At 71.0% G+C, this 24,800-nt stretch carries 24 protein-coding genes; 14 read left to right on the top strand and 10 right to left on the bottom strand.

Annotated features, from left to right (window positions below; all coding sequences use genetic code 11):
• Positions 1–389: 389 nt before the first annotated feature.
• Positions 390–1,043, bottom strand: a complete 654-nt coding sequence (locus tag ACFU95_RS21370; protein ID WP_383829762.1) for a uridine kinase — start codon at positions 1,041–1,043, stop codon at positions 390–392.
• Positions 1,044–1,274: 231 nt separating this feature from the next.
• Here ACFU95_RS21370 and ACFU95_RS21365 point away from each other — a divergent pair, with 231 nt between their 5' ends.
• The 5 genes from ACFU95_RS21365 (at position 1,275) to ACFU95_RS21345 (ending at position 6,418) form a co-directional block, all read left to right on the top strand.
• A complete protein-coding gene (locus tag ACFU95_RS21365) occupies positions 1,275–2,228 on the top strand; it encodes a hypothetical protein (protein WP_383829760.1) in 954 nt (317 codons plus the stop codon).
• Between the two features lie 38 nt (positions 2,229–2,266).
• Complete coding sequence (locus tag ACFU95_RS21360; protein ID WP_383829757.1) at positions 2,267–3,805, top strand: amino acid permease; 1,539 nt, start codon at positions 2,267–2,269, stop codon at positions 3,803–3,805.
• Between the two features lie 249 nt (positions 3,806–4,054).
• Positions 4,055–5,425: a peptidase C39 family protein gene (locus ACFU95_RS21355; protein ID WP_383829754.1), complete on the top strand. Its 1,371-nt coding sequence runs from the start codon at positions 4,055–4,057 to the stop codon at positions 5,423–5,425.
• 46 nt (positions 5,426–5,471) lie between these two features.
• Entirely contained in the window at positions 5,472–5,612 is a 141-nt protein-coding gene (locus tag ACFU95_RS21350; RefSeq protein ID WP_383829751.1) for an SCO1431 family membrane protein, read from the top strand.
• Between the two features lie 146 nt (positions 5,613–5,758).
• A complete protein-coding gene (locus ACFU95_RS21345; protein ID WP_383829748.1) occupies positions 5,759–6,418 on the top strand; it encodes a TetR/AcrR family transcriptional regulator in 660 nt (219 codons plus the stop codon).
• Positions 6,419–6,508: 90 nt separating this feature from the next.
• Here the strand turns inward: ACFU95_RS21345 and ACFU95_RS21340 are convergent, their stop codons facing one another.
• The gene (locus ACFU95_RS21340; RefSeq protein ID WP_383829745.1) at positions 6,509–7,753 is read right to left on the bottom strand and encodes a glycoside hydrolase family 18 protein; all 1,245 of its coding nucleotides are present in this window, start codon (positions 7,751–7,753) and stop codon (positions 6,509–6,511) included.
• A gap of 331 nt (positions 7,754–8,084) precedes the next feature.
• On the opposite strand from ACFU95_RS21340, the gene ACFU95_RS21335 reads away from it, so the two are divergent.
• Positions 8,085–9,257: an acyl-CoA dehydrogenase gene (locus ACFU95_RS21335; protein ID WP_383829741.1), complete on the top strand. Its 1,173-nt coding sequence runs from the start codon at positions 8,085–8,087 to the stop codon at positions 9,255–9,257.
• Here ACFU95_RS21335 and ACFU95_RS21330 read toward each other — a convergent pair.
• Positions 9,220–9,399 (bottom strand): hypothetical protein, encoded by a 180-nt coding sequence (locus ACFU95_RS21330; RefSeq protein ID WP_383829738.1) that lies wholly within the window; start codon positions 9,397–9,399, stop codon positions 9,220–9,222. The two genes, ACFU95_RS21335 and ACFU95_RS21330, sit on opposite strands and share 38 nt — an antisense overlap.
• Positions 9,400–9,669: 270 nt before the next feature.
• Between ACFU95_RS21330 and ACFU95_RS21325 the strand changes: the two genes are divergently transcribed.
• Both ACFU95_RS21325 and ACFU95_RS21320 read left to right on the top strand, forming a co-directional pair.
• Entirely contained in the window at positions 9,670–10,716 is a 1,047-nt protein-coding gene (locus ACFU95_RS21325; protein WP_383829859.1) for a hypothetical protein, read from the top strand.
• A gap of 12 nt (positions 10,717–10,728) precedes the next feature.
• A complete protein-coding gene (locus tag ACFU95_RS21320; RefSeq protein WP_383829735.1) occupies positions 10,729–11,826 on the top strand; it encodes a phosphotransferase family protein in 1,098 nt (365 codons plus the stop codon).
• Between the two features lie 40 nt (positions 11,827–11,866).
• On the opposite strand, the gene ACFU95_RS21315 is transcribed toward ACFU95_RS21320, so the two are convergent.
• Positions 11,867–12,301 (bottom strand): hypothetical protein, encoded by a 435-nt coding sequence (locus ACFU95_RS21315; protein WP_062722519.1) that lies wholly within the window; start codon positions 12,299–12,301, stop codon positions 11,867–11,869.
• Positions 12,302–12,569: 268 nt separating this feature from the next.
• On the opposite strand from ACFU95_RS21315, the gene ACFU95_RS21310 reads away from it, so the two are divergent.
• The 4 genes from ACFU95_RS21310 to fxsA all read left to right on the top strand — a co-directional run bounded on the left by ACFU95_RS21310 (position 12,570) and on the right by fxsA (position 16,747).
• On the top strand, positions 12,570–13,010 hold the full coding sequence (locus tag ACFU95_RS21310) for an Lrp/AsnC family transcriptional regulator (protein ID WP_016434164.1): 441 nt from the start codon (positions 12,570–12,572) through the stop codon (positions 13,008–13,010).
• 103 nt (positions 13,011–13,113) lie between these two features.
• Entirely contained in the window at positions 13,114–14,727 is a 1,614-nt protein-coding gene (locus ACFU95_RS21305) for an amidohydrolase (RefSeq protein WP_383829731.1), read from the top strand.
• 552 nt (positions 14,728–15,279) lie between these two features.
• On the top strand, positions 15,280–16,092 hold the full coding sequence (locus tag ACFU95_RS21300) for a polyprenol monophosphomannose synthase (protein WP_383829728.1): 813 nt from the start codon (positions 15,280–15,282) through the stop codon (positions 16,090–16,092).
• Positions 16,093–16,192: 100 nt separating this feature from the next.
• Positions 16,193–16,747 carry an FxsA family membrane protein gene (gene fxsA, locus ACFU95_RS21295; protein WP_383829726.1) on the top strand — a complete coding sequence of 185 codons (555 nt, stop codon included), beginning with the start codon at positions 16,193–16,195 and terminating at the stop codon, positions 16,745–16,747.
• A 190-nt stretch (positions 16,748–16,937) separates the two neighbouring features.
• Here fxsA and ACFU95_RS21290 read toward each other — a convergent pair whose 3' ends face one another.
• The 4 genes from ACFU95_RS21290 to ACFU95_RS21275 form a co-directional block, all read right to left on the bottom strand.
• Complete coding sequence (locus tag ACFU95_RS21290; RefSeq protein ID WP_003977404.1) at positions 16,938–17,312, bottom strand: RNA polymerase-binding protein RbpA; 375 nt, start codon at positions 17,310–17,312, stop codon at positions 16,938–16,940.
• A 278-nt stretch (positions 17,313–17,590) separates the two neighbouring features.
• The gene (locus tag ACFU95_RS21285; RefSeq protein WP_383829721.1) at positions 17,591–18,973 is read right to left on the bottom strand and encodes an MFS transporter; all 1,383 of its coding nucleotides are present in this window, start codon (positions 18,971–18,973) and stop codon (positions 17,591–17,593) included.
• A gap of 54 nt (positions 18,974–19,027) precedes the next feature.
• A complete protein-coding gene (locus tag ACFU95_RS21280; protein WP_383829718.1) occupies positions 19,028–19,798 on the bottom strand; it encodes a glycerophosphodiester phosphodiesterase in 771 nt (256 codons plus the stop codon).
• Positions 19,795–20,544, bottom strand: coding sequence for a YitT family protein (locus ACFU95_RS21275; RefSeq protein WP_383829715.1), 750 nt, complete (start codon positions 20,542–20,544; stop codon positions 19,795–19,797). Before ACFU95_RS21275 ends, ACFU95_RS21280 begins: the two co-directional genes overlap by 4 nt.
• 29 nt (positions 20,545–20,573) lie before the next feature.
• On the opposite strand from ACFU95_RS21275, the gene ACFU95_RS21270 reads away from it, so the two are divergent.
• Positions 20,574–22,073 (top strand): PLP-dependent aminotransferase family protein, encoded by a 1,500-nt coding sequence (locus tag ACFU95_RS21270; protein ID WP_383829712.1) that lies wholly within the window; start codon positions 20,574–20,576, stop codon positions 22,071–22,073.
• 52 nt (positions 22,074–22,125) lie between these two features.
• Here the strand turns inward: ACFU95_RS21270 and ACFU95_RS21265 are convergent, their stop codons facing one another.
• Positions 22,126–23,760 (bottom strand): hypothetical protein, encoded by a 1,635-nt coding sequence (locus tag ACFU95_RS21265; RefSeq protein ID WP_383829709.1) that lies wholly within the window; start codon positions 23,758–23,760, stop codon positions 22,126–22,128.
• Positions 23,761–23,800: 40 nt separating this feature from the next.
• Complete coding sequence (locus ACFU95_RS21260) at positions 23,801–23,995, bottom strand: hypothetical protein (protein WP_004002760.1); 195 nt, start codon at positions 23,993–23,995, stop codon at positions 23,801–23,803.
• Between the two features lie 327 nt (positions 23,996–24,322).
• Between ACFU95_RS21260 and ACFU95_RS21255 the strand changes: the two genes are divergently transcribed.
• Complete coding sequence (locus tag ACFU95_RS21255) at positions 24,323–24,715, top strand: ankyrin repeat domain-containing protein (RefSeq protein WP_383829706.1); 393 nt, start codon at positions 24,323–24,325, stop codon at positions 24,713–24,715.
• Positions 24,716–24,800: the final 85 nt, after the last annotated feature.

Genomic DNA, 24,800 nt, shown 5'->3' with positions numbered 1-24,800 from the left:
TCGGCCGACTTGATCAGCTTGATCGAACCACCGTGCCACGGACCGGAGTTGCAACGGTGCGCGGAGCAGCCGTCGGTAGGTCGCACCGAGGGCATCGTACCTGCGAGGGAGCCGCCCGCCCCAGGGTGCCGCACCGGCCGTTTGGCGAGGTGGGAGCAGATCGGGCGGAGCGCGCTCGGTGACCGAGGGTGAGCGAATCGCGCCTCTCGGCGCCCGATTCGGGGAGTCCGGGCAGAACGAAGCCCCCGATCACGGGGGAACAACCGGGGGCTTCGCGTAAGGGGGCGGCTTCGCATAGCCGCACATTGAGAACGTAAGTCCTGTACGGCCCCCGGGTCAAGCAGAGTTGAGGCACTCCGCGAACTTGCCCGACAGGGCTCTTCACAAGTTCAGCACATTGCCGATGGACCGTCACCGTGCGTGATGGACTGGTCCGGTCCAATGGTCCCGGCAGGCCCAGGAACCACCTCATATCCCTTGCCGCACTGCCGAACCAGAAGGTCGGCGAAGGGCCGGGACGGGTCCTCGGTGAAGTGCCTCAGCTCCGCCCTGACCCACCCGTCCCAGAACTCCCGCTGCTCCTCCCCGTCCCGTGAGCGACCCCGCGTCCAGGACTCCTCGTGGGGGAGGTCCATCCACAGCAGCTGGGCGAGATGCGGGCGCAGCGCGCGGCGGCCGGCGCCGACGCCCTCGACGACGATCACCGGGGCGGGCGGAACGGCGAGGGGCGGTCCGAAGTGGCGGGCCCGCCAGTCGTAGGGGGCGTAGAAGGCGCTCTCGCCCCGTGCGAGCGGTTCGATCACCTGGGCCAGCAGGCGCCCGGTCCACTCGAACAGCTCGTCGTGGCTCGCGATGTCGTCGAGGCGCAGCACGGGGGCGTCGCCCAGTTCCCGGGCCAACCGCCCGGCGAACGTGGACTTTCCGGAGCCGGCGTGCCCGTCGACGGCGATCAGGCGGACCGGGCCGCAGGACGCGGGGAGGCGACGGAGTCGGGTGGCGAGGTTATGAATCGTTTTTCCTGAAGTGGGAAGGGGGGTGGGCATATTTCTTTGGAACATTCTAGTAGGGGTGAAAGCGGTTGTGGGGGCGGGGCGGGCGGGAGAGCGAGAACGAGATGAGAAAAGGTGTCACTTTGAACTAGCTTCCGGATGTCCGCAATGCCGCCGAAAAACTCCGGCCACCCCGGTGAAATCTACGTTCCGGTTGAGCCGCACGCTGAGTAAGGTGCCTTGAGTGCAACTGTGAGGCGCCGTAACGGGGATGGGCTGGGACAGATGGCCGCGGGGTTATTCGAAGGGCAGTATGTGTGGCATCCGGCGGCCGACGACCGCGTGCTCGCGAGCGTATGCGTCGATGTCCGGGCGGGCCGATATCTGAGCTCCCTCGACGCCCTGGCCGAAACCCGTGGCGACTTCGCGCTGCGTGCCCACCGCTCCCTCGTGCTCGCCTCGGAGGCCGCCGACTCCGACCTGGTCGAGCGCTGGCTGGCCGAGGAACCCGGCCCCGAGGCGGCGCTGATGTGGGCGCGGGTGGCCGTGCTGCGGGCGCTGCGCGCGGCTGATGCCCGCGACGCCCGGACCGAGGCGCTGGAACGGATAGCGCTGGCCGCCTGCGCCAGGGCCGCCGAGGCGGACCCGGCCGACCCCACGCCCTGGGTGGCCAAACTGGCGATGGCCCGGCTGCACCGGCTGCGCGACCAGGCACCGCGCGGGCTGCTCACGGCGCCGGCCGGACCCTGGCGCCTGTTCGCGCACATCCTCTCGCTCGACCCCTGGCACCGCGAGGCCCACCACCGCTTCCTGGCCTGCTTCTTCACCCGCTACGGCGGCTCCGTGACCGCGGCCTGGGACGTCGCCGCCTTTCTCGGCCAGAGAGCGCCGGCCGACTCACCGCTGCGTCTGCTGCCGCTGGTCGCCCTGGTGGAGTGCTACGACCCGACCAGGCTGCTCGCCGACCGGGTCTGGGAGCAGCCGCAGTGGCACTCGACCTCCCTGTCGATCCACCAGCACTGGCTGCCCACGGTGGCCGACTACGCCTTCACTCCGGTCCTCGACCTGGCCTACCTCGCGCACGCCCTGGTCATGGCCCGGCGTGCGGACGAGGCACGCGCCGCCTTCACGGCTATGGGGCCGTACGCCTCGCGCATGCCCTGGTCCGTCTTCGGTGACCCGGCCGCGCAGCTGTCCCGGGCGCGCCGCGTCTGCGGCCTGCCCGTACCGAGCGCCTGACGGACCGCAACCCCCCACCGAAGAGAAAGGTCCGACCCGTGTCAGAACGGATATCCCCGCGTGCCCGAGCACGCGGGGGAGCGGATCCGATCGCGCTCGACGACGACGCGACCCTGCATGCGATGGGTTATCCCAGAAAACTCACCCGCCGTTTCGAGGCATTCGACAATTTCGCCATCTCCTTCACCATCATCAATATCATCTCGGGTATCTTCTCGGGCTTCGGATTCGGTCTGAACGCGGGTGGCCCGAGCATTCTCGTATTCGGCTGGATCGGCGTCTCCGTCATGGTGCTCTTCGTGGGAGCATCGATGGCAGAGGTCGCCTCCGCCTATCCGACGAGTGGCGCGCTGTATTTCTCCGCGGGAAAGCTCGCCAGGCGACACAAGGGCGCCTGGTCCTGGTACACCGGCTGGCTGAACTTCGTGGGCCAGGTCGGCGGCACGGCGGCCACCGGGTACGCCGCCGCCACCTTCCTCCAGGCCTTCTGCGCCCTCCAGTGGCCCTCGTACGAGCCGACCGGGCACCGAACGGTGCTGATCACAGCGCTCATCATCGTGCTCCAGGGGCTCGCCAACACCTACACCGTGCACCTGGTGGCCGTACTGAACCGGATCTCCGTGTGGTGGTTGCTGTGCGGACTCGTGATCATCGTGAGCGCCCTGATGGTGATGCCCGATCACCATCAGCCGGCGTCGTTCGTCACGCATTTCGCGAACAACACCGGTTTCACGAGCGGCCTTTACGGCGGGATGCTCGGTCTGCTGGTCACCAGCTGGACCTTCACCGGCTTCGACGGCAGCTTCCACATGTCGGAGGAAACAGTCCGGGCCACGGTCAATGCACCGCGGGGGATCACGCGGGCGATCGCCTACTCGGCGATTGCGGGAGCGCTGCTGATGCTCGCATTGGTCTACAGCATTCGTGACTACGACCGGGTGGCGCGCGCCGACGCACCACCCGTGCAGATCCTGATCGACGGGCTCGGCACGGGTACCGCGAAGGCGCTGCTGCTGATCGTGATCGGCGCCATGCTCTTCTGCGGCCTCGCCAATCTCACCAGCAACACCCGGCAGATCTTCGCCTTCTCCCGGGACGGCGCGATGCCCGGTTCCCGCTGGTGGCACTCGGTCTCGCCGCGTACCCGCACGCCCGTCAAGGCGGTGTGGCTGGCGGTCGCCTGCTCGCTGGCGCTGGTGGTGCCCGGCTGGTGGTCGCACACGGCGTTCACCGCCATCGTCAGCGTCAACGTCGTCGGACTCTTCCTCGCGTACGCCGTCCCGATCCTGCTCCGGCTGCGACTCGGGGACGATTTCCAGCCGGGACCCTGGCACCTGGGCCGCTGGGGCCGGCCGGTCGGGGTCGTCGCGGTGAGCTGGATCCTGCTCAGCAGCGTCCTGTTCATGCTGCCGCACGCCTCGCCGGTCACCGTCGACACCTTCAACTACGCACCGGTCGCCCTGGCCGCCGTCCTGGCCGTGGCCACGGTGTGGTGGTTCACCACCGCCCGCCGCCGCTTCCACGGCCCGGTCAGCTACGGCCGTCCGGATGAGGTCGCGGCGATGGATCTCGTCTGACGCCACGTCACCCGTCCCGGCGTACGCCATCGCGGTGGCGTACGCCGGGATCATCGGCGCACCCATCCCGCCCCGCACGTACAGCGGTTGGACCGGGCGGCCTCCTCCCGGTTCATGCCAGTGGTCGACACCAATATTCGTAGACGCGCCCGGCCCGAAGTGCTGGCAGACGATGCCCACGGCGGCCATAGTGGGCGGACATCCGCGCACTGGACCCGCCCGACTCGGACACCTGGGGGTCTTCCGCCCATGAGCAGAGCCGAACAGCCGTCCCGCAGAATCGTTCTGGCGGCGGCGGTCGCCACGGCCGTCACCGTCACCGGCAGCGCGGGCCCGGCGGCCGTCGCCGACGTCGCCGTCGATGCCGGGCTTCCCGCGCCGGCCGCGGCCCCCACCGTCGACAACCGCGCCTGGGTCAGGTACGCCGACTGGCGCAGCGGTGCGGCTCAGGGCACGCGGGCCCGCGCCGGTGCCCGCCCCGGCCTCGTGATCGCCCAGGCCGCCGGCACCCGCGACTACCCGGACCCGCACACCGGCGAGCGCGCCACCTGGGAGTACGCGACCTGGACGTCCCCCGTCCACCGGCTCACCGTCCCCGCGAGCGAGGTGATCGCCTCCTGGAACGCGCACACCCCCGACGGCACCTGGATCCAGATCGAGCTCGAGGGGACGTACTCGGACGGCACCGCCACCCCTTGGTACGTGCTGGGCCGTTGGGCAGCCGGCGACCAGGACATAAGGCGCACCTCCGTCGACGACCAGAGCGACGGCAGGAGCAGCGTCTGGACGGACACGTTCGCCATCGACGATCCCGCCACCGGACTGCGCCTCACCTCCTACCGGCTGCGGCTCACCCTGCACCGCAAGCCCGGCACGAAGCTCACCCCCACCGTGTGGCGGGCCGGCGCGATGGGCTCCGACGTCCCCGACCGCTTCACCGTCCCGGCCTCCACCCCCGGCCTCGACCGGGAGCTGATCGTCCCGCGCTACTCGCAGGAGATCCACATCGGCCAGTACCCGGAGTACGACAACGGCGGCGAGGCCTGGTGCAGCCCCACCTCCTCGCAGATGATCGTCGAGTACTGGGGTGCCCGCCTCACCCCCGAGCAGCTGGCCTGGGTCGACCCGTCCTACGCCGACCCGCAGGTCTGCCACGCGGCCCGGTTCACCTTCGACTACCAGTACGACGGCTGCGGCAACTGGCCCTTCAACGCCGCCTACGCGGCCACCTTCAAGGACCTCCAGGGCGTCGTGACCCGACTCGGCTCGCTCACCGATCTGGAGACCCTGATCGCGGCGGGCATCCCGGCCATAACGTCCCAGTCGTTCCTGAAGGAGGAGCTGAGCGGGGCGGGGTACGGCACCGCCGGGCATCTCATGACCGTGATCGGCTTCACCGCCGACGGCGACGTGATCGCCAACGACCCGAACTCGCCGAGCAACGAGGCGGTGCGACGCGTCTACAAGCGGCGCGAATGGGAGAACATCTGGCTGCGGACCAAGCGGTACAACGCCGACGGCAAGGTCGTCTCCGGCACCGGCGGCATCTGCTACCTCTACTTCCCGGCGCGTCCGACCCCGCGCCAGCGCGCGGCACTCGCGGCCGTGGGAGTGCTGTGAGCAACGTCTCCGCCGTCGACGCCGCTCCCGGTGGCAAGGTGGGCCCATGACCACGCACTCCGCCACCGCCGCCCGCGTCCGTACCGGCGGCCCCGAGGAAGACGGGCCCAAGATCCTCGAACACGTCATGGGCTGGACCCTCGTCGTGGTCGTCGCCATGCTCGTCACACAGCTCGGACTGCTGTGAGCTGACACACACAGGGCCCTTTGATCGGACATATGCCGACCTTTTGGCGAGTGGCCCCATCAAAGTCGATCAGACTCGAACGAGCAGCTGGTGCAGGTCTGCCATACTGCGGATGTCCCGCCGCCCGTTGAACAACAGGGTCTAAATTGAATATTAGTCAACAGCGCGACGTGGCCCGACCCCGGGCACGCGGCACCGAGCGCTCGATGGCGCGCCGTGCCGAACTCATCACCATCGGGCGGAAGCTGTTCGCCGACACGTCGTACGACGCGCTCTCCATGGACGACATCGCCCGGCAGGCCCATGTCGCCAAGGGGCTCATCTACTACTACTTCCAGTCCAAGCGCGGCTACTACCTGGCGATCATCCAGGACTCCGTCGCCGACCTGGTCACCTTCGCCGCGGGCGGCATCGAACTCCAGCCGGTCGACCGGGTCCACCGCACCATCGACAGCTACCTCCGCTACGCCGAGCACAACCAGGCCGCCTACCGCACCATCGTCAGCGGCGGCGTCGGCTTCGACACCGAGGTGCACGCCATCCGGGACGGTGTGCGCGCGGCGATCGTGGCGACCATCGCCGAGGGCGCCTACGGCCGTAGTGACATCGCCCCGCTCGCCCGCATGGGCCTGCTCGCCTGGGTGTGCAGCGTGGAAGGCGCCACCCTCGACTGGACGGAGCGCCCCGAACTTCCCCGCGACACCATGCGCGAACTGCTGGTGAAGACGCTGGGCGGCGCCATGCGCTCCATCGAGGAGATGGACCCCGCCTACCCCGCCCCGGAGCCCGCGCGCCGGGAGGGCTGACACGGCAGGGGCCGGTCCGGCGTGATCCGCCGGACAGGCCCTTGGGGCGGAGGCTCGTGGCCCTCCGCCCCAAGTTCCCTGTGGGACCCGCTACTTGATGGACCTGATCAGTTCACCGTTGGACGTGTCCCCGCTCAGCTCCCAGAAGAAGGTCCCGCCCAGCCCCTGCTGGTCCTTGTACGTCATCTTCGTCGCGACGGTCGCGGGGGTGTCGTAACTCCACCACTCGTTCCCGCACTTGGCGTACGCCGTCCCGCCCACGGTCCCGGTCGCCGGACACCTGGCCTTGAGCACCTTGTAGTCCTCGATGCCCGCCTCGTAGGTGCCGGGGGCCGCCCCGGTCGCGGTACCGCCGGGTGCCGACTGGGTGACGCCGGTCCAGCCGCGGCCGTAGAAGCCGATGCCGAGCAGCAGCTTGGCGGACGGGATGCCCAGGCCCTTGAGCTTGGCGATGGTCGCCGAGGTGTGGAAGTCCGCCTTCGGGATGCCGGAGTAGGAGTTCAGCGCCGAGTGCGGAGCCGTGGGGCCGCTCGCGTCCCAGGCGCCGAAGAAGTCGTACGTCATCGGGTTGTACCAGTCGACGTACCGCGCGGCGCCCGCGTAGTTCGCCGCGTCGATCTTGCCCCCGCTCGTCGCGTCGGCCGTGATCGCCGCGGTGACCAGGTTGCCGGAGCCGAACTTGGCGCGCACCGCCGCCATCAGGTTCCTGAAGGACTCCCGGCCGCTGGTGTCGCAGGTGGCGCCGCAGGCGTTCGGGTACTCCCAGTCGATGTCGATGCCGTCGAAGACGTCCGCCCACTTGGAGTTCTCGACCAGGTCGTAGCAGGACTGGGCGAACGCCGCCGGATCGCGCGCGGCCTCACCGAAGCCGGTCGACCAGGTCCAGCCGCCGAAGGACCACAGGACCTTGAGGCCCGGGTGCTTCTTCTTGAGCTCGCGCAGCTGGTTGAAGGTGCCGCGCAGCGGCTGGTCCCAGGTGTCGGCGACGCCGTCCACGGACTCGGCGGCGGTGTAGGTGCGCTCGGTCGCGGCGTAGGAGTCGCCCATCGCGCACTTGCCGCCGGTGACATTGCCGAAGGCGTAGTTGATGTGGGTGAGTCTGGCCGCCGAGCCGGACGTCTCGATGTTCTTGACGTAGTACTTCCGGTCGTACGTGCCCCATTCGGTGAAGTAGCCGACGACCTTGGAGCCGGCGGCGAGCCTGGGTGACGGGGCCGGGTCGGCCGCGGCGGTGCCGGCGCCGGCACCGGCGAGCAGCCCGGCGCCGAGGACGGTCGCGCACGCGGCGGACACGAGCGCCCGGAACCGGGCGCGGGGGCGGTGCGAGAGGTGCATCGGGTGTCTCCTCGTGGGGGAGAGGAACGGGCGCCGATTGGCATGAACGCGATAGGCGTTGGTGGGCCACAGTAGGAGGACTAGACCACTACGTCAATGGTTCGGACCACTTTCCGGCGTCCGGACGCGTTGTTCGACACTTCTTGAAGTAAGCGGTCGTTAACTGGTGACTCGATGCCCCTCATCGGGCATACTCACCGCAGAGCCGCTGGTCAGCAGCTTCCGCGATCCGGGAGTGGAGCATCGGCCGGCACCCGTGAGACACCAGGCGGAGCCGCCCCACCCAAGGCGGGACACCGCCGACGTTCCCGAAAGGGAGGAGAGCGTCGCCATGCCCGACCGCGCCCCGCAGCCGGTGGACCGTCAACTGCCCACGGACGAGGCCCGGGATCTGATCTCGCTCGTCCGTGACATCGCGCAGCGTGAGATCGCCCCGAAGGCGGCCGAGGAGGAGGAAGCCGGACGCTTTCCGCGTGAGGTGTTCACCCTGCTCTCCGAAGCAGGTCTGCTCGGCCTGCCGTACGACGTCGAGTACGGCGGCGGGGACCAGCCGTACGAGGTCTACCTCCAGGTCCTCGAAGAGCTCGCCGCGGTCCGTCTCACCGTCGGCCTCGGGGTCAGCGTGCACACCCTGGCCTCCTACTCCCTCGCCACCTACGGCAGCAAGCAGCAGCAGGTCGAGCACCTGCCCGCGATGCTCGGCGGCGGGCTGCTCGGCGCGTACTGCCTGTCCGAGCCGGCCTCCGGGTCCGACGCGGCCTCGCTGCGGACGAAGGCGGTGCGCGACGGCGACGACTGGGTGATCACCGGCACCAAGGCCTGGATCACCCACGGCGGCATCGCCGACTTCTACACGGTCATGGCGCGCACCGGCGAGGACGGTCCGCGCGGGATCACCGCGTTCCTGGTCCCGGGTGACGCGCAGGGGCTGAGCGCGGCGGTGCCCGAGAAGAAGATGGGCATGAAGGGCTCGCCCACGGCGCAGGTCCATTTCGACGGCGTCCGGGTCTGCGACGAGCGGCGCGTCGGGGAGGAGGGGCAGGGCTTCGCGATCGCCCTGTCCGCGCTCGACTCCGGCCGGCTCGGCATCGCGGCCTGCGCGATCGGTGTGGCCCAGGCCGCGCTGGACGAGGCGGTGGCGTACGCGACCGAGCGACGGCAGTTCGGCAAGCCCATCGCCGACTTCCAGGGTCTGCGCTTCATGCTCGCCGACATGGCGACCCAGATCGAGGCCGGCCGTGCGCTGTATCTCACGGCGGCGCGACTGCGCGACGCGGGCCGTCCGTTCGCCAAGCAGGCGGCGATGGCCAAGCTGCACTGCACCGACACGGCGATGAAGGTCACCACCGACGCCGTCCAGATCCTCGGCGGATACGGCTACACCGCGGACTTCCCGGCCGAGCGCTTCATGCGCGAGGCCAAGGTCCTCCAGATCGTCGAGGGCACCAACCAGATTCAGCGGATGGTCATCGCCCGTCACCTAGCAGGTCCCGAGGGACGCTGAACTGACCGTGCTTGACCTGCGGCGCCGCGAGCCGGATCCACTCCGGGTCGTGGCGCCCGGGCAGGGTGCGGCCACGGTCGGCCCAGGTGCGCATCAGCTCGCGGTAGATGGGCGGATCCGGCTGCTGCGGAGGCGCCGGCACAAGCGCTCCCGCGGGTCGCGGCACGAAGAAGCGGCGCTGGGATCCGGTCGCTGAATAGGTGGGGGGCATACCAGGGCAACGCGGAGGTGGGGGACAAGTCACCGCTCGCCGGAATCGGTAATGGGTTCGCGGCCGTCCGGCTCCCTCTCTGGCCACGTGCCGCCGTCTGACATACCGTCAGCGCACCCGCCTCCAGGGAGGTATGCCGTGGCCGTGGACGACCGCCCCGTGGCGCTCGACGAGTACCCGGTGCACCAGGTGCCCCTCTCCATGAAGTACGTCGCCACCAGCGACCGGAACGCCTACGACCGCTGCATCTTCCACGTCCTCGACCATCAGGGGCGTGCCCTGCTGATCCTCGGCCTCGGGGTGTATCCGAACGCAGGGGTGATCGACGCGTACGCCACCCTGCGGGCGGGGGACACGCTGCACGCGGTGCGGGCCTCGGACGCGCTCGGCGAGGACCGGATGCGGCTCGCCGTCGGGCCGCTGCGCATCGAGGTCGAGGAGCCGCTCCGACGGTTCCGCCTGACCTGCGACGACGAGGAGCTGTCGTACGACCTCACCTGGACCGCCGACTTCCCCGCCCTCTGGGAACCCCACCACCTCCAGCGCCGCGGCGACCGGCTCACCCTGGAAGGGCGCCGCTTCGTCCAGGCGGGCGGTGTGGCGGGTGTCGTGCGGGCGGGCGGCGAGGAGTACCGCGTCACCCCCACCGAGTGGACCGGCGCGCGTGACCGCAGCTGGGGCGTGCGTCCCCTGCCGGGCGAGGAGGGCGGGCGGTTCGCCGAGGAACACCCGACCGAGGGCTTCCACTGGATCTGGTGCCCGGTGCGCTTCGCGGACCGGTTCGTGATGGTGATCGTCCAGGAGGACGCGGACGGACATCGTTCGCTGAGCGAGGCGACGATGGTCCGCCCCGGTCAGCGCGACCGCCAACTGGGCTGGCCCCAGGCCGAGATCGCGTACCGCCCGGGCACCCGGCATCCCCAAAGCGCCCTCGTCCACCTCGGTGACGTCCGCAGACCGCAGGAGCTGGAGGCGGAGATCCTGACCTCCTCCCCGCTCGCGGTCGGCGCCGGCTACCCGCCCGCCGACGACTGGCAGCACGGCACCTGGCGGGGGCGCGGGTGGACCGACCGCCGCACCTACGACCTCTCCGATCCCACCGCCCATCCCCGCGCCGCCTACGGGGTCACCGACCATGCGGCGCGCTTTTGCCTGGACGGCCGGGTCGGGTACGGCATCTTCGAGCACGGCTCGTTCGGGCGGCACGACCCGAGCGGGTTCACGGACTTCAAGTCGGTTGCACCGTAGGGGGTTTGTGACATGGCAGCCACGGCACCCCGCCCTCGTACGACCACGCGCGACCCGGACGAGATCACCCGCCGGCTCGCCGCCTGGCTCGGTACCCGGCTGCCGGGTGCCAAGGCCGTCGGCGTCACCGTCCCCGAGTCGAACGGCCTGTCCAGCGAGACCCTGCTCTTCGACATCGAGCACCCCGAACCACCCGTGCGGGCCTGTGCGTTGCGGCTCGCGGCGGACCCGGCGGCGTACACCGTCTTCCCCGTGTACGACATGCCGCGCCAGTACCGGACGATGCGTGTCGTGGCCGAGCAGACGGATCTGCCCGTGCCGAAGCCGGTGTGGCTGGAGGAGGACCCCGGCCTGCTGGGGGCGCCCTTCTTCGTGATGGAGCGCGTCGAGGGGCGCGTGCCGCCGGACGTCATGCCGTACACCTACGAGGGCAACTGGCTGCATGCGGCGAGCGACGAGGAGCGTGAACGCCTGGAGGCGGCCACGATCGGACTGCTGGCGCGGCTGCACGACCAAGTTCCCTCACGGGAAGCCGAGTTCCTCACCCTCCCGGGCGGGAGCGAGGCCCTGCGAGGCCACGTCACGGCCCAACGCGCCTACTACGAATGGGTGGTTGACGGGCTCGCCCGGTCACCGCTCATCGAGGACGCGTTCGACCGCCTGGAGGAACTCTGGCCACGCGATCCGGGCACCCCCGTACTCAACTGGGGCGACGCGCGCATCGGCAATGTCGTCTACGACGGTTTCGAACCCGCGGCCGTCCTCGACTGGGAGATGGCGGCACTCGCCCCGCGCGAGGTCGACCTCGGTTGGACCGTCTATCTGCACCGCTTCTTCCAGGACCTGACGGTCGCCTTCGGGCAGCGCGGGCTGCCGGACTTCCTGCGCCGCGACCGGGTCGAGGCCCGCTATGCCGAACTCACCGGTCACACACCACGCGACATGGACTTCCACACGCTGTACGCCGCCCTGCGGCACGCCATCGTGATGCTGCGGATCGCCTACCGGCAGGCCCACTTCGGCGAAGTCGCCGTCCCGGCGGACCCGGACACACTGATCCTGCACCACGGCAGACTGCGAGCCATGGTGCAGGGCAGCTACTGGGATTGACCGATGCGGCGGTGGTGCCGCCGCGCGGGGTGGTCCGCGCTCAGGCGGCTTGGCGCCGCATGACCGGGACCCTGATGGGGCGCGAGCCCGGGCCGCCGACGTGCGAGAAGGGCTGGGTGCGCCAGTCGAGCCCCTGAGGGAGCGTCAACAGGAGGGCGGTGTCCTGCTCCTGAGGTTCCGGCGACTCGTCCGCGGAGCGGGCCTCGGCGGCCCTGCGGCCCGTGCCCGCGCAGACCGTGAGGCCGAACGGATTCCACGGGGAGGCGCACAGCGCGTGCTCCGGGAGGACCTCCTCGTCCGCCAGCAGGGCGATGGGCTGAGCGCAGTCCGGGCAGATCACCCGGAACATCTCGAAGGTGTCGTACGCGTCGAGTTCGTCGTCGAAGGCGTCGGGTTCGACGCCCTCCGGCTCGGGCTCGACGACCGCCTGGAGGCGCTTGGGTGCGGTACGACCAGGGCGCTTAAGACTCTGCATTGGGTTCTCCCCCTCGGACTGGGCCGTGAAGGCACTGCGGCCTCGACCACAGCAAGCACTTCCCGTCCGGTCTCGGCGGTAATCACGAGAACATCACGGAGCCTGTTCGGGGCCTGTGGCGTTCGTCACATGCCGCCCGCAGGTGCCCGTGGCGGCCGGTTTGTCCCTCAGGCGGCACACAGTGGCCTCTCGGACACCTCACAAACCGGGCATGACCTGGGCTGCTCAGGTATCCGTGGAGATCAGCCGCACGGTAAGTTCTTGCGCCATGGAGGAGCTGGACCGACAAATCGTGCAGCTGCTCGTCAAGGACGGGCGGATGAGCTACACCGATCTGGGCAAGGCCACGGGCCTGTCCACCTCAGCCGTGCACCAGCGGGTGCGGCGGCTGGAGCAGCGTGGCGTCATCCGCGGCTATGCCGCGGTCGTGGACCCTGAAGCGGTGGGGCTGCCCATGACCGCGTTCATCTCGGTCAAGCCGTTCGATCCGAGCGCGCCGGACGACATCGCGGACCGGCTCGCGGGTGTGCCCGAGATCGAGGCCTGCCACAGTGTGGCGGGCGACGAGAACTACATCCTCAAGGTGCGGGTGGCAACGCCCCACGAGCTGGAGGAACTGCTGGCCCGGCTTCGGTCGCTGGCGGGGGTTTCCACGCGGACGACCGTGGTGCTGTCCACGCCGTACGAGGCGCGGCCACCGCGGGTCTGAGGCCCGTGCGGAGCCGCGTGGTGACACAGCCCCGCGGCCCCTTCGGGGCGCTCAGGGCGCCCCCTGTACGGAGCGCGCGGTGCGAGGCGGGAAACTGGTCCCCATGAGTGAGCGCAGCGCCCAGCCGAAGACCGTCCTCCTCCGTCGAGGAGAAGTCCACAGCCCCGCCGACCCCTTCGCCACCGCGATGGTCGTGGAGCGCGGGCAGGTCGCCTGGGTCGGGTCCGAGGGGGCCGCCGACGCCTTCGCGGACGGGGTGGACGAGGTCGTCGACCTGGACGGAGCCCTGGTCACGCCCGCCTTCACCGACGCCCATGTGCACACCACCGCCACGGGCCTCTCCCTCACCGGCCTCGATCTGTCCGGTGCCCCCTCGCTGGAGGCCGCCCTCGCGCGCGTGCGGGAGTTCGTCGCCGCCCGTCCGCACGACCGTGTCCTCCTCGGGCACGGCTGGGACGCCTCCCGCTGGCCCGGTGGCCGCCCTCCGACGCGCGCCGAGCTCGACGAGGCCGCCGGTGGCCGCCCTCTTTACCTCTCGCGCATCGACGTCCACTCGGCGGTCGTCACGACGGCCCTGCTGGACCTGACGCCGGGCGACCTCGGCGCGGTCGACGGCCCGCTCGTCGCCGGCGCCCACCACGCCGTACGCGCCACCGCGCTCGGCGCCATCACCCCCGCCCAGCGCGTCGAGGTCCAGCGCGCCGCCCTCGCCCACGCCGCCTCCCTCGGCATCGGCACCGTCCACGAGTGCGGCGGGCCGGACATCTCCTCCGAGGACGACTTCACCGGTCTGCTCCGGCTCGCCGCCGAGGAACCCGGCCCGCGGGTCGTCGGCTACTGGGCCGAGGGGGCCGCGGAAGGGGTCGACAAGGCGCGGGAGCTGGGCGCGGTCGGCGCGGCCGGTGACCTGTTCGTCGACGGCGCCCTCGGCTCGCACACCGCCTGTCTGCACCAGCCGTACGCCGACGCGGGCCACACCGGCACCTCCTACCTCGACGCGGCCGCCGTCGCCGCCCACGTCACCGCCTGCACCGAGGCCGGCCTCCAGGCGGGCTTCCACGCGATCGGTGACGCCGCAGTCGCCATCGTCGTCGAGGGCGTCCGCGCCGCCGCCGAGAAGCTCGGCCTCGCCCGTGTGCGTGCCGCACGCCATCGCGTCGAGCACGCCGAGATGCTCACCCCCGAGACGGTCGCGGCCTTCGCCGAGCTGGGCCTGACCGCCTCCGTCCAGCCCGCCTTCGACGCGCTGTGGGGCGGCGAGGACGGCATGTACGCCCAGCGCCTGGGCGCCGAACGCGCCCGCTCCCTCAACCCCTTCGCGGCCCTGTTGCGCGCCGGCGTACCCCTCGCGTTCGGCTCCGACAGCCCCGTCACACCCCTCGACCCCTGGGGCACGGTGCGCGCGGCGGCCTTCCACCACACGCCCGAGCACCGGGTCTCCGTGCGCGCCGCGTTCACGGCGCACACGCGCGGCGGCTGGCGGGCGATCGGGCGCGACGACGCGGGAGTTCTGGTGCCGGGCGCGCCCGCCGACTACGCCGTGTGGCGCACCGGCGAACTGGTGGTCCAGGCCCCCGACGACCGGGTCGCGCGCTGGTCCACCGACCCCCGCTCCGGCACCCCCGGCCTGCCCGACCTGAGCCCGGGCCGGGAACTCCCGACCTGCCTGCGCACGGTGGTGGGCGGACGAACGGTCTTCGTACGGCCGGGCGAGTGATCTCCCGGGGTGGCGCGAACCCGATCACCGCGCGCCGCCCCGTCGCGCGACCTGCGCATCCTCTGCGCTGACCAGCGAAATGGGTGAATATCCGCAGGTCAAACGGCTGTTGACAGGCGGAGGTCCGGGGCCGGTAGGTTCGGCCGGGTCCACCACCGGACGCCCGACCGGGGAACCGCGGAACTTCCGGGAACCCGTCGCACCGCCGCTGGGTCAGGGACGGTGTGCCGCACCGGGGCACCGTCACTGGGAGCCAGGCTCAGTGTCCGCGCGGCGACGACGGAACGTTCCGGCCGGTCGGGGAGGTGTGACCCGGGTGGGGCCCGGGCGCTCAGTAGACAACGGCTTTCGGTCGACCCGCAGCCAGCGGGCCCCAGGTCGGCCCGAAGGGCGCCGGGCCCCCATCCGCAGGAGGCGTGCGGCGTCATCCGGACGCGGAAAACCCATGCTTACCCCGCTCTTGTGGAATCGACACCACCATACGAACGTGCTGTCGCGTCAGCGCAGGCCGCGACCACTATGGTGGACGTCTACGGACATGAAGGGGCAGCAGTGAACGACGGCGACGGGACCCTCGGGGCACAGCACCGGGGGAGGCAGTTCGGGCCGCTCGGCACGGCGTTGGTGATCATCCCGACCTACAACGAGGCGGAGAACATCAAGAGCATCGTCGGCCGGGTCCGCAAGGCGGTCCCGGCGGCGCACGTGCTCGTGGCCGACGACAACAGCCCCGACGGCACCGGCAAGCTCGCGGACGAACTGGCCGTCGAGGACGACCATGTCCAGGTCCTGCACCGCAAGGGCAAGGAGGGCCTCGGCGCCGCCTACCTCGCGGGCTTCCGCTGGGGTATCGAGAACGGCTACGGCGTACTGATCGAGATGGACGCCGACGGCTCCCACCAGCCCGAGGAACTGCCCCGTCTGCTGACCGCCCTCAAGGGTGCCGACCTGGTCCTCGGCTCCCGCTGGGTGCCCGGCGGCCGGGTCGTGAACTGGCCCAAGTCCCGCGAGTTCATCTCCCGCGGCGGCAGCCTCTACTCCCGGATCGCCCTGGACCTGCCGCTGCGTGACATCACCGGCGGCTACCGCGCCTTCCGCCGCGAGACCCTCGAAGGTCTCGGCCTCGACGACGTCGCCTCCCAGGGCTACTGCTTCCAGGTCGACCTCGCCCGCCGCGCCGTCAAGGCCGGCTTCCACGTCGTCGAGGTGCCGATCACCTTCGTCGAGCGCGAGCTCGGTGACTCGAAGATGAGCCGCGACATCCTGGTCGAGGCGCTGTGGCGGGTCACGTCGTGGGGCGCGCGGGAGCGGGTGGGCAAGTTGATGAGCCGTACGAAGCCGTCCTCGCCGCCGCGGCCGTCGTAGCGGACACGGGGCGGGGGCGCCGCCGCAGGATGACGAACGCGCAGGCGGCGTCCGTCGTCCGCTTATCCCGCTCTGAGCCGGGCCCAGGCACACTGGACGCATGACGACTGGCGCACCGACCCCCACCTATCCCGCCCGGCCCCGGCGCTCCCGGCTGCGTACCTTCCTGCCGCTGGCTGTCGCCGCCTGGCTGGTGCTGGAGATCTGGCTGCTCACCGTGGTCGCGGACGTGGCGGGCGGGTTCGCGGTGTTCCTGCTGCTGATCGCCGCTCTCGTGCTCGGCACGGTGGTGATCAAGCGGGCCGGCCGACGCGCTTTCCAGGCGCTGAACGAGGCGCTCCAGCGGGGCGGTACCCCCGCGAGCGGCGGCGGCAACGGGCTGATGATGCTGGGCGGCCTGCTGATCATGCTGCCGGGTCTGATCTCGGACGCGCTGGGCCTGCTTCTGCTGATCCCGCCGGTCCAGAAGGCCCTGAGCCGGCGCGCGGAGCGCACGTTCGAGCGGAAGCTGCGCGAGGCGAACCCGGGCTCGCTCGGTGACGCCTTCCAGCAGGCTCGCATGCACCGCCCCGACGGCAAGGTCGTCCAGGGCGAGGTCGTCAGGGACGAGCCGGGGGACGCCCCGGAGGGGCCGAGGCCGCCGCTGACACGCTGACATGCCGCTGACGCGCTGACGCGCTGACATGCCGAGAAGCCCGGTGCCACCGAGCACCGGGCTTCTCTGCTTCGCGTACCCGGCTTCTCTGCTTTGCCGGGCACGCCAAACCGCGGGCGTCGTACGTCACGTTCACGTACGACGCCCGCGGTTACTTGTGCCTGGTAATTCCGCCCAAGCCCCTGCGGGGCTAAGCGGACTTTCGGCTGTCCCGGGGGTGAACCGCGATGTTCATCGCCCCGGAGCGGAGAACGGCGAGACGTTCCTCGAGGACCTCTTCGAGTTCCTCGCGGGTCCGCCGCTCCATCAGCATGTCCCAGTGTGTACGCGCGGGCTTGGCCTTCTTCTCTTCAGGGCCGTCGCCGTCCACCAGGAGTGCCTGGGCCCCGCAGACCTTGCACTCCCACTCCGGCGGGATCTCCGCCTCGACCGAGAAGGGCATCTCGAACCGGTGCCCCTTCTCGCATGCGTACTCCACGGCCTGGCGCGGGGCCAGGTCGATGCCGCGGTCCGTCTCGTAGCTGGTCACCACGAGGCGCGTGCCGCGAAGAGCTCGCTCACTCATGAATCGTGCCTCCCGGGCTTGTCGCCCACAGGACAGGTGTCGCTGTCGTCGTCATCCGGTCAACGTCCGGTCGGCGGTAAAGATTCCCGTCCCGTGTCCCGTTCTGGGTGATGCGTCGCCGTCGTAGCCGCAGCCTTGCTGACCAATGTCGTACCCACCGGCGCCCGGTTTGTCACATCTGCTAGCAGATGTAACCCAGCGTTTCGGCATCTTTGACGCGCAGTAACGGTACGCCTGGCAGGCCAAACGCGTACACTACCGCCCTTTCACTCGGAACGCTAAATCGTTGTCGGCACCGGATTGCCCGCGTCGCTGATCGCCCGGCGCACCGGAACCCTCGCGAGCAGGGCGAATCCGATGACGAAGAAGGCCACCAACGAGATGATCGCGGCTCGGTAACTTCCGGTCAGCTGGTAGGTCAGGCCGAACAGGAGCGGGCCGAGCCAGCTCATGCCGCGGTCGCTCATCTCGTAGGCCGAGAAGTATTCGGCCTCCTTCCCCGGCGGGACGAGATGCGAGAACAGGGACCGGGACAGGGCCTGGCTGCCGCCGAGGACCAGCCCGATGCCGGCCGCCAGCGCGAAGAACCACAGCGGTGCCCCGGCCGGCAGGAAGTACCCGGCGGCCAGCGTCACCGTCCACGCGACCAGCGAGCCGAGGATGGTGCGCTTCGCGCCGTACGTCCGTGCCAGCCGCCCCATCGTGAGGGCCCCCGCCACCGCCAGCACCTGGACCAGCAGCACGGCGCCGATCAGCGTCGACTGTCCGAGGCCGAGTTCCTCGGAGCCGTAGATCGACGCCTGGGAGATCACCGTCTGGATGCCGTCGTTGTAGACCAGGTAGGCGAGGAGGAAGGCGAGCGTCAGCGGGTGGCGGCGCATGTCGCGGATGGTCGCCGCGAGCTGACGGAAGCCGGCGGCGGTCGGCTTCCCGGCCGCCTCGTGCGTACCGCTCGCCCCGGCCGTGTCCTGCCGGGACCCGCGGTCGCGCAGCCGGCGTAGCGGGATGAGCGCGAAGGCGCCCCACCACAGGCCGGCCGACGCCAGGCAGATGCGGACCGCCATGCTCTCGGAGACGCCGAAGGAGTCGTGGGCCAGATACAGCACCAGGTTCACGACCAGCATCAGCGAGCCCGACGCGTAGCCGAAGGCCCAGCCCCGGGAGGAGACCGCGTCGCGCTCCTCGGGTGGGGCGATCTGCGGGAGGTAGGAGTTGTAGAGCATCATCGCGACCGACTGGGCCGCGTTCGCGACGATCAGCAGGAAGCCGCCGAGCAGATAGCGGTCGCCGTCCAGGAGGAACATGGCCGTGGTGGCCGTGGCTCCCACATAGGCGGCGGCCCCGAGGAGCGGCTTCTTGCGGCCGGTGCGGTCGGCGGCCGCGCCCACCAGGGGCATCACCAGTACGGCCACGATCACCGACAGGGACACCGAGTAGGCGAAGAAGGAGCCGGCGCGCACCGGAATGCCCAAGGGGTGGACGAATCCGTCCGCGTCCGCCGCCTCCTCGGCGACCGACGTCAGATAGGGGCCCAGGAACACGGTGAGCACGCTCGTCGAGTAGACGGAGCAGGCCCAGTCGTAGAAGTACCAGCCGCGCTGCTCGCGCCGGCGCCCGGCGGACTCGTCGGCCGCCTCCGTCCGCACGGTTCCGATGCCCACCCCGCGCCCTCGCTTCCCCGTGATGATCCCGCGCGCGGGTGGAGACGGGCGGGGTCAGACCCAGACGCCGCGGTCCTCCATGACCTTGCGCAATGTGTCGATGTGATCGGTCATGATGCCATCGACTCCCAGGTCCAGGAGCCGGTGCATCGCATCGGGATCATTGATGGTCCACACGTGCACCTGGAGCCCGCGCGCGTGGGCGGCCCGGACGAAGCGGTGGTCCACCACCTGGATCCCGGACTGCGCCTCGGGAACCTGGGCGGCCACCGCCGAGCGGCGCAGCGTGGCCGGCACCCCCCAGGAGCGCAGCCGCAGATTGAGCACGCCCCGGGTGCCGTACGACGTCGCCAGGCGCGGCCCGGCCAGGCGCTGGGCGCGGATGACGCGGGCCTCGGAGAAGGAGCCGACACAGACGCGGTCCCAGGCGCCGGTGCGCTCGATCAGCTCCAGGAAGGGGTGCAGCGCCGGCTCCGCCTTGAGGTCGACGTTCCAGCGCACCTCGGGAAAGGTCTCCAGGAGCTCTTCGAAGAGCGGTACCGGCTCCTTGCCGCCCACGCGCGCGTGCCGTACGTCGGCCCAGGACAGGTCCGCGATCCGGCCCGCACCGTCCGTGACCCGGTCCAGAGTCGAGTCGTGGAACGCGACGAGCTTGCCGTCGCGGGTGGTGTGGACGTCGGTCTCGATGTACCGGTAGCCCTGTTCGACCGCGCGCCGGAACTGGAACACGGTGTTCTCCAGGCCGTCCGCCGCCCCGCCCCGGTGGGCGAAGGGGATCGGGCCGGGATGGTCGAGGTAGGGGTGGCGTATCCGCGTGGTGCTCACGGACGCAGTATCGCGCGCCGGGGTTGCCCGGCGGCAACGACCGTGCTGCCGTCCGATGCCGACGGGACGGCGAACACACGCAGGAAGAGCTGGGCGAGCGGGCCGATGGAGACCGCGTAGAGGACGGTGCCTATGCCGACCGTGCCGCCCAGGGCGAAGCCGCTCACGACGACCGCGATCTCGACGGCCGTGCGCATCAGGCGGATCGAGCGGCCGGTGCGCAGGTTGAGCCCGGTCATCAGGCCGTCCCGGGGACCGGGTCCGAAGCGGGCCGCGATGTAGAGGCCGGTGGCCACGCCGTTGAGCACGATGCCGGCCAGGAGCAGGACGATCCGTACGGCCAGGGTGTGGGCCTCGGGAAGCAGGGCGAGGGTGCCGTCCATGGCGATGCCGACCACGAAGACGTTGGAGACCGTGCCGAGGCCCGGGCGCTGGCGCAGCGGGATCCACAGGAGCAGCACGGCCGCGCCGACGATGATCGACACGACGCCGATCGTCAGGCCGCTCCGTTCGGCGAGGCCCTGGTGCAGCACGTTCCAGGGCTCCATGCCCAGGCCCGCCTCGACGAGCAGCGCCGAGCTCGCGCCGTACAGCGCGAGCCCGACGTAGAGCTGTGACAGCCGCCGGACGAGATGCCCGTGCGTGAGCCGTTTCGCGGGATGCCCCTGCGTGGACAAGACCTGCCCCCTGTGGTGGTAGTGGACTGCTGCATGACACCCTGTGGCTTGGGAGGCAGTGTCCTCCATGGCCAATTCGGGGAAGGTGGACTGGAATCATGGCGCAGTGGACTTCCGCGGTGGGTGCCGCGCAGCTCGCCCGGCTGCTCACCTCCCAGCAGGACCGCCCCGCCGGGCCCGGCACCAGGCGTCCGCCCGCGTACCGGTCCCTGGCCGACGGCATCCGACTGCTCGTCCTGGAGGGGCGGGTTCCGGTCGCCGCACGGCTGCCCGCCGAGCGGGAACTGGCCCTCGCCCTGTCGGTGAGCCGCACGACCGTGGCCGCCGCGTACGAGGCGCTGCGCACCGAAGGATTCCTGGAGTCGCGGCGCGGGGCCGGCAGCTGGACCGCCGTGCCGGCCGGGAACCCGCTGCCCGCCCGTGGCCTGGAGCCCCTGCCGCCCGAGGCGCTGGGCTCGGTGATCGACCTGGGCACCGCGGCGCTGCCCGCCCCCGAGCCGTGGCTGACCCGTGCCGTCCAGGGCGCCCTGGAGGAGCTGCCCCCGTACGCCCACACCCACGGCGACTATCCGGCCGGGCTGCCCGCGCTGCGCGCGATGATCGCCGACCGGTACACGGCCCGCGGGATCCCGACCATGCCCGAGCAGATCATGGTGACCACCGGGGCGATGGGCGCCATGGACGCGATCTGTCATCTGTTCGCGGGGCGCGGTGAGCGGATCGCTGTCGAGTCGCCGTCGTACGCCAACATCCTCCAGCTGATGCGGGAGGCGGGCGCCCGGCTGGTGCCCGTCGCCATGGCCGAGGGGCTGGCCGGCTGGGACGTGGACCGCTGGCGGCAGGTGCTGCGGGAGGCGGCGCCCCGGCTCGCCTATGTGGTCGCCGACTTCCACAACCCGACCGGGGCGCTGGCCGACGAGGACCAGCGGCGGCGGCTGGTGGACGCGGCGCGGTCGGCGGGAACGGTGCTCGTCGCCGACGAGACGATGAGCGAGTTGTGGCTCGACCCGGACGTGGAGATGCCGCGCCCGGTGTGCGCCTTCGACCCCGCGGGGTCGACCGTCGTCACCGTCGGGTCGGCCAGCAAGGCCTTCTGGGCGGGGATGCGGATCGGCTGGGTGCGGGCGGCTCCGGATGTGATCCGCAGTCTCGTGGCCGCGCGCGCCTACGCCGATCTGGGCACGCCCGTCCTGGAGCAGCTGGCCGTGAACTGGCTGTTCGGTACCGGGGGTTGGGAGCAGGCCGTGGAGCTGCGGCGCGGACAGGCCCGGGAGAACCGGGACGCGCTCGTCGCGGCCGTGCGGCGGGAGCTGCCCGGGTGGGAGTTCGAGGTGCCGCGGGGCGGGCTCACGTTGTGGGTCCGCACGGGCGGCCTGTCGGGGTCGCGACTCGCGGAGGTCGGGGAGCGGGTGGGAGTCCGGGTGCCGTCCGGGCCCCGGTTCGGGGTGGACGGGGCCTTTGAGGGGTATGTGCGGCTGCCGTTCACCGTGGGGGGCGCGGTGGCGGAGGAGGCCGCGGCACGGCTGGGGGCCGCGGCGCGGCTGGTCGAGAGCGGGGTGACGGGGGCGGGGGAGTCCTCGCGGCCGTTCGTGGCGTGACGTCGCCCCGGCATCGGCGCCGGGAGGCTCGCACGGCCCGGCACCGACGGGACTACGACGACTCCGCCACCACAGCCTCCGCCGGCACCGGCTCCGGTTCCTGCTCCGCCTTCTCCAGCGTGCCCAGCGACTCCGCCTCCACCGGCGTCGTCCGCGCCGGCAGCAGGTCCAGGACGGCCTGCCGGTGTGCGTCGCTCGTGGCGTCGTCGTACGGGTCCGGGGTCGCCGGGACCTGGAGGCGGTGGACCGGGCCCGTGCCCAGGCGGGCGTAGCCGCGGCCGGCCGGGACCTCGGCGACCGGGGTGGTGTGCGGGGGCGCGCCCAGGGCCGTCCGCAGTTGCTCCGCCGTGGCGGGGCCGAGCACGACACGCGCGCGTGTGTGCTGTCGTACGGCATCGCTCAGCGCGTCCAGGGCGTCCCACTGCTCGGCCACGACCACCGTGACGTTGGCCGCGCGGCCGTGCCGGAGCGGGACCTGGAGCAGGGACTGCGGGTCCTTGCGGTTGTCCGCGGCGGCGAGGTGGGAGAACGCCGTCGGGCGGTCCAGGAGGATCCACAGCGGGCGCTTGGTGTCCTCCGGCGGCGGGTTGCCCGCCTGGCGGGCCCGGTTCACGGCGATCAGGCGCCGCTCCGTCTCCGTCGCCGCCCACTCCACGCTCGCCAGCGCCCCGGCCAGCCCGCACTCGACCGCCAGGACGCCGTCCCGGCCGGTCAGGCACGCGTACTCGCCGGTGGCGCCGCCCTCGACGATGACGACGTCGCCGTATCGCAGGGCCTGAAGGGCGATGGAGCGCAGCAGGGTCGAGGTGCCGCTGCCGGGCTGGCCCAGGGCCAGCAGGTGGGGCTCGGTGGAGCGGATGCCGGTGCGCCAGACGACCGGCGGGACATCGCGCTGTCGCTCGCCGTGGGTGAGGGGGAGCGTGCGCTGGACCCGGGTGGGGTCGGTGAAGCCGAGGACCGTCTCGCCGGGGGCCGTGACGAAGCGCTGGGCGGCGATGTCGGTGGGCAGCGGCGCGAGGGCGGTGACCGTGACCTCGTTGCCCTCCTCGTCCCAGGCGAAGTGGTACTCCCGGCCGCGGCCGGACTTCGCGGTCAGCAGGTACTCGATCCGCGCGCGGGCCTGCGCCTCGCCGTCGGTGAAGTAGGCCGGGTAGCGGACCAGAAGGCTGCTGATCCGGCTCGTGCCGTCGAACTCGTACTCGGGGAAGGCCTTCTCCCACTCGCCGCCGTGGGTGTAGAGCGGGGCCGGGTCGTCGGCTGCCGAGAAATATGGGACCAGCGCCTCGTACAGCGATCTCAGCCGCTCCGTCTGGGACTCGTCCGGTCCCTCGGGCGTCGTCGGCGCGCGGTCCCGGCCCTGCCAGGCTGCCGCCGCCATCAGGGTGATGACGGCGAGCAGCGGACCGTACGGAACCAGCGCCACGACCAGGATCACCGAAGCCACCAGGAACAGCAGCGGTCCGCGCTTGTCCTTGGGGGTGTCGGCCCACTTGCGCCGCCCGGCCGAGGCCAGCCGGCGCAGACCGCGGGTGACCGTGATCAGTGGATGGAGAACGTCAGAGGCGCTGTCGCTCGCCGTCCGGGCCAGCTCCCGGCTTCGGGTGAGCTGCGCCCGGGCCAGCTCCCGGCTTCGGGCGATCTGCGCGCTGCCTGTGCTCAGGATGCGGGGGAGGGGGCGGCGGGCCACTGCGGTCTCCTGGAGGTGCGTACGGGCTGGACGGGCGGTGTCAGAACTGGATGCCGCCCAGGAGGCTCGCCAGGCTCTCGCCGCCGGCCTTGATGCTCGGGGCGATGGCCGTGCTTGCCAGATAGAAGCCGAACAGCGCCGAGATCAGGGCGTGGGACGCCTTCAGCCCGTCCTTGCGGAAGAAGATGAAGACGACGATGCCGAGCAGAACGACGCCTGAGATGGAGAGGATCATGTGAGTGCTCCTGGTTCGGGTGGGGACAGTCACCATGAGTACTTCCAGGCTCACAGGATGTATCCATACGATAAAAGGTGCAACTGGGTGAAATTCGGCGGATTTCCTTCGGATGGCGGAGTGTCCTTGACCGGATGAGCTTGGGCTTCGCGTCCGGCCGTGTCTGCGATGATCTTTGCCTCGGACGCATCGGGTCATGTGCCGCGCGAGCCAGTACCCTGGCGAATCACTCGTACGGCCGACACCGCTCGCCGGTCGTACCCGTGCTCCCCGTGGTTTCCGTAGTTCCCGCAGTCCCCGTGTTCGTAGTGAGAGGCGGTCCGGCCGATGACTGATGCCCCCGACCCCGAGGTCGTGGAGCTGGCGACCAAGATCTTCGATCTGGCCCGGCAGGGGCAGACCGAGGCGCTCGTGGCGTATGTCGACGCGGGCGTACCAGCCAACCTCACCAACGACCGCGGCGACTCCCTCGTGATGCTCGCCGCGTACCACGGCCACGCCGACGCGGTGCGCGCCCTGCTCGCCCGGGGTGCCGAGGGGAACCGTGTCAACGACCGGGGCCAGACACCACTCGCCGGTGCCGTCTTCAAGGGGGAGGCGGAAGTGATCAAGGTCCTGCTGGAAGCCGGCGCCGACCCGGCCGCGGGCACCCCTTCGGCCGTCGATACCGCACGGATGTTCGATAAGGCGGACCTGCTCGAGCTGTTCGGCGCACACTGATCCGAATGTTCTGACCAGCTGAAACACGGAAAACGGGGGAGGCGGTACAGGGCCGCCGAAATTTCGGTCGCGGCAGACGGAAGTG

The sequence above is a fragment of the Streptomyces sp. NPDC057623 genome (assembly GCF_042800355.1).
Lineage (GTDB): Bacteria > Actinomycetota > Actinomycetes > Streptomycetales > Streptomycetaceae > Streptomyces.
Note: the sequence above shows the minus strand (reverse complement) of the source record. Positions and strands in the feature narration are given on the sequence as shown.

What these genes read in the sequence shown, in the direction of transcription:
- ACFU95_RS21370 (WP_383829762.1), bottom strand. Translation starts at nt 1,043, where the DNA reads ATGCCCACCCCCCTTCCCACTTCAGGAAAAACGATTCATAACCTCGCC.
- ACFU95_RS21365 (WP_383829760.1), top strand. Translation starts at nt 1,275, where the DNA reads ATGGCCGCGGGGTTATTCGAAGGGCAGTATGTGTGGCATCCGGCGGCC.
- ACFU95_RS21355 (WP_383829754.1), top strand. Translation starts at nt 4,055, where the DNA reads ATGAGCAGAGCCGAACAGCCGTCCCGCAGAATCGTTCTGGCGGCGGCG.
- ACFU95_RS21350 (WP_383829751.1), top strand. Translation starts at nt 5,472, where the DNA reads ATGACCACGCACTCCGCCACCGCCGCCCGCGTCCGTACCGGCGGCCCC.
- ACFU95_RS21340 (WP_383829745.1), bottom strand. Translation starts at nt 7,753, where the DNA reads ATGCACCTCTCGCACCGCCCCCGCGCCCGGTTCCGGGCGCTCGTGTCC.
- ACFU95_RS21335 (WP_383829741.1), top strand. Translation starts at nt 8,085, where the DNA reads ATGCCCGACCGCGCCCCGCAGCCGGTGGACCGTCAACTGCCCACGGAC.
- ACFU95_RS21325 (WP_383829859.1), top strand. Translation starts at nt 9,670, where the DNA reads ATGAAGTACGTCGCCACCAGCGACCGGAACGCCTACGACCGCTGCATC.
- ACFU95_RS21320 (WP_383829735.1), top strand. Translation starts at nt 10,729, where the DNA reads ATGGCAGCCACGGCACCCCGCCCTCGTACGACCACGCGCGACCCGGAC.
- ACFU95_RS21315 (WP_062722519.1), bottom strand. Translation starts at nt 12,301, where the DNA reads ATGCAGAGTCTTAAGCGCCCTGGTCGTACCGCACCCAAGCGCCTCCAG.
- ACFU95_RS21310 (WP_016434164.1), top strand. Translation starts at nt 12,570, where the DNA reads ATGGAGGAGCTGGACCGACAAATCGTGCAGCTGCTCGTCAAGGACGGG.
- ACFU95_RS21305 (WP_383829731.1), top strand. Translation starts at nt 13,114, where the DNA reads ATGAGTGAGCGCAGCGCCCAGCCGAAGACCGTCCTCCTCCGTCGAGGA.
- fxsA (WP_383829726.1), top strand. Translation starts at nt 16,193, where the DNA reads ATGACGACTGGCGCACCGACCCCCACCTATCCCGCCCGGCCCCGGCGC.
- ACFU95_RS21290 (WP_003977404.1), bottom strand. Translation starts at nt 17,312, where the DNA reads ATGAGTGAGCGAGCTCTTCGCGGCACGCGCCTCGTGGTGACCAGCTAC.
- ACFU95_RS21275 (WP_383829715.1), bottom strand. Translation starts at nt 20,544, where the DNA reads ATGGAGGACACTGCCTCCCAAGCCACAGGGTGTCATGCAGCAGTCCAC.
- ACFU95_RS21270 (WP_383829712.1), top strand. Translation starts at nt 20,574, where the DNA reads ATGGCGCAGTGGACTTCCGCGGTGGGTGCCGCGCAGCTCGCCCGGCTG.
- ACFU95_RS21260 (WP_004002760.1), bottom strand. Translation starts at nt 23,995, where the DNA reads ATGATCCTCTCCATCTCAGGCGTCGTTCTGCTCGGCATCGTCGTCTTC.
- ACFU95_RS21255 (WP_383829706.1), top strand. Translation starts at nt 24,323, where the DNA reads ATGACTGATGCCCCCGACCCCGAGGTCGTGGAGCTGGCGACCAAGATC.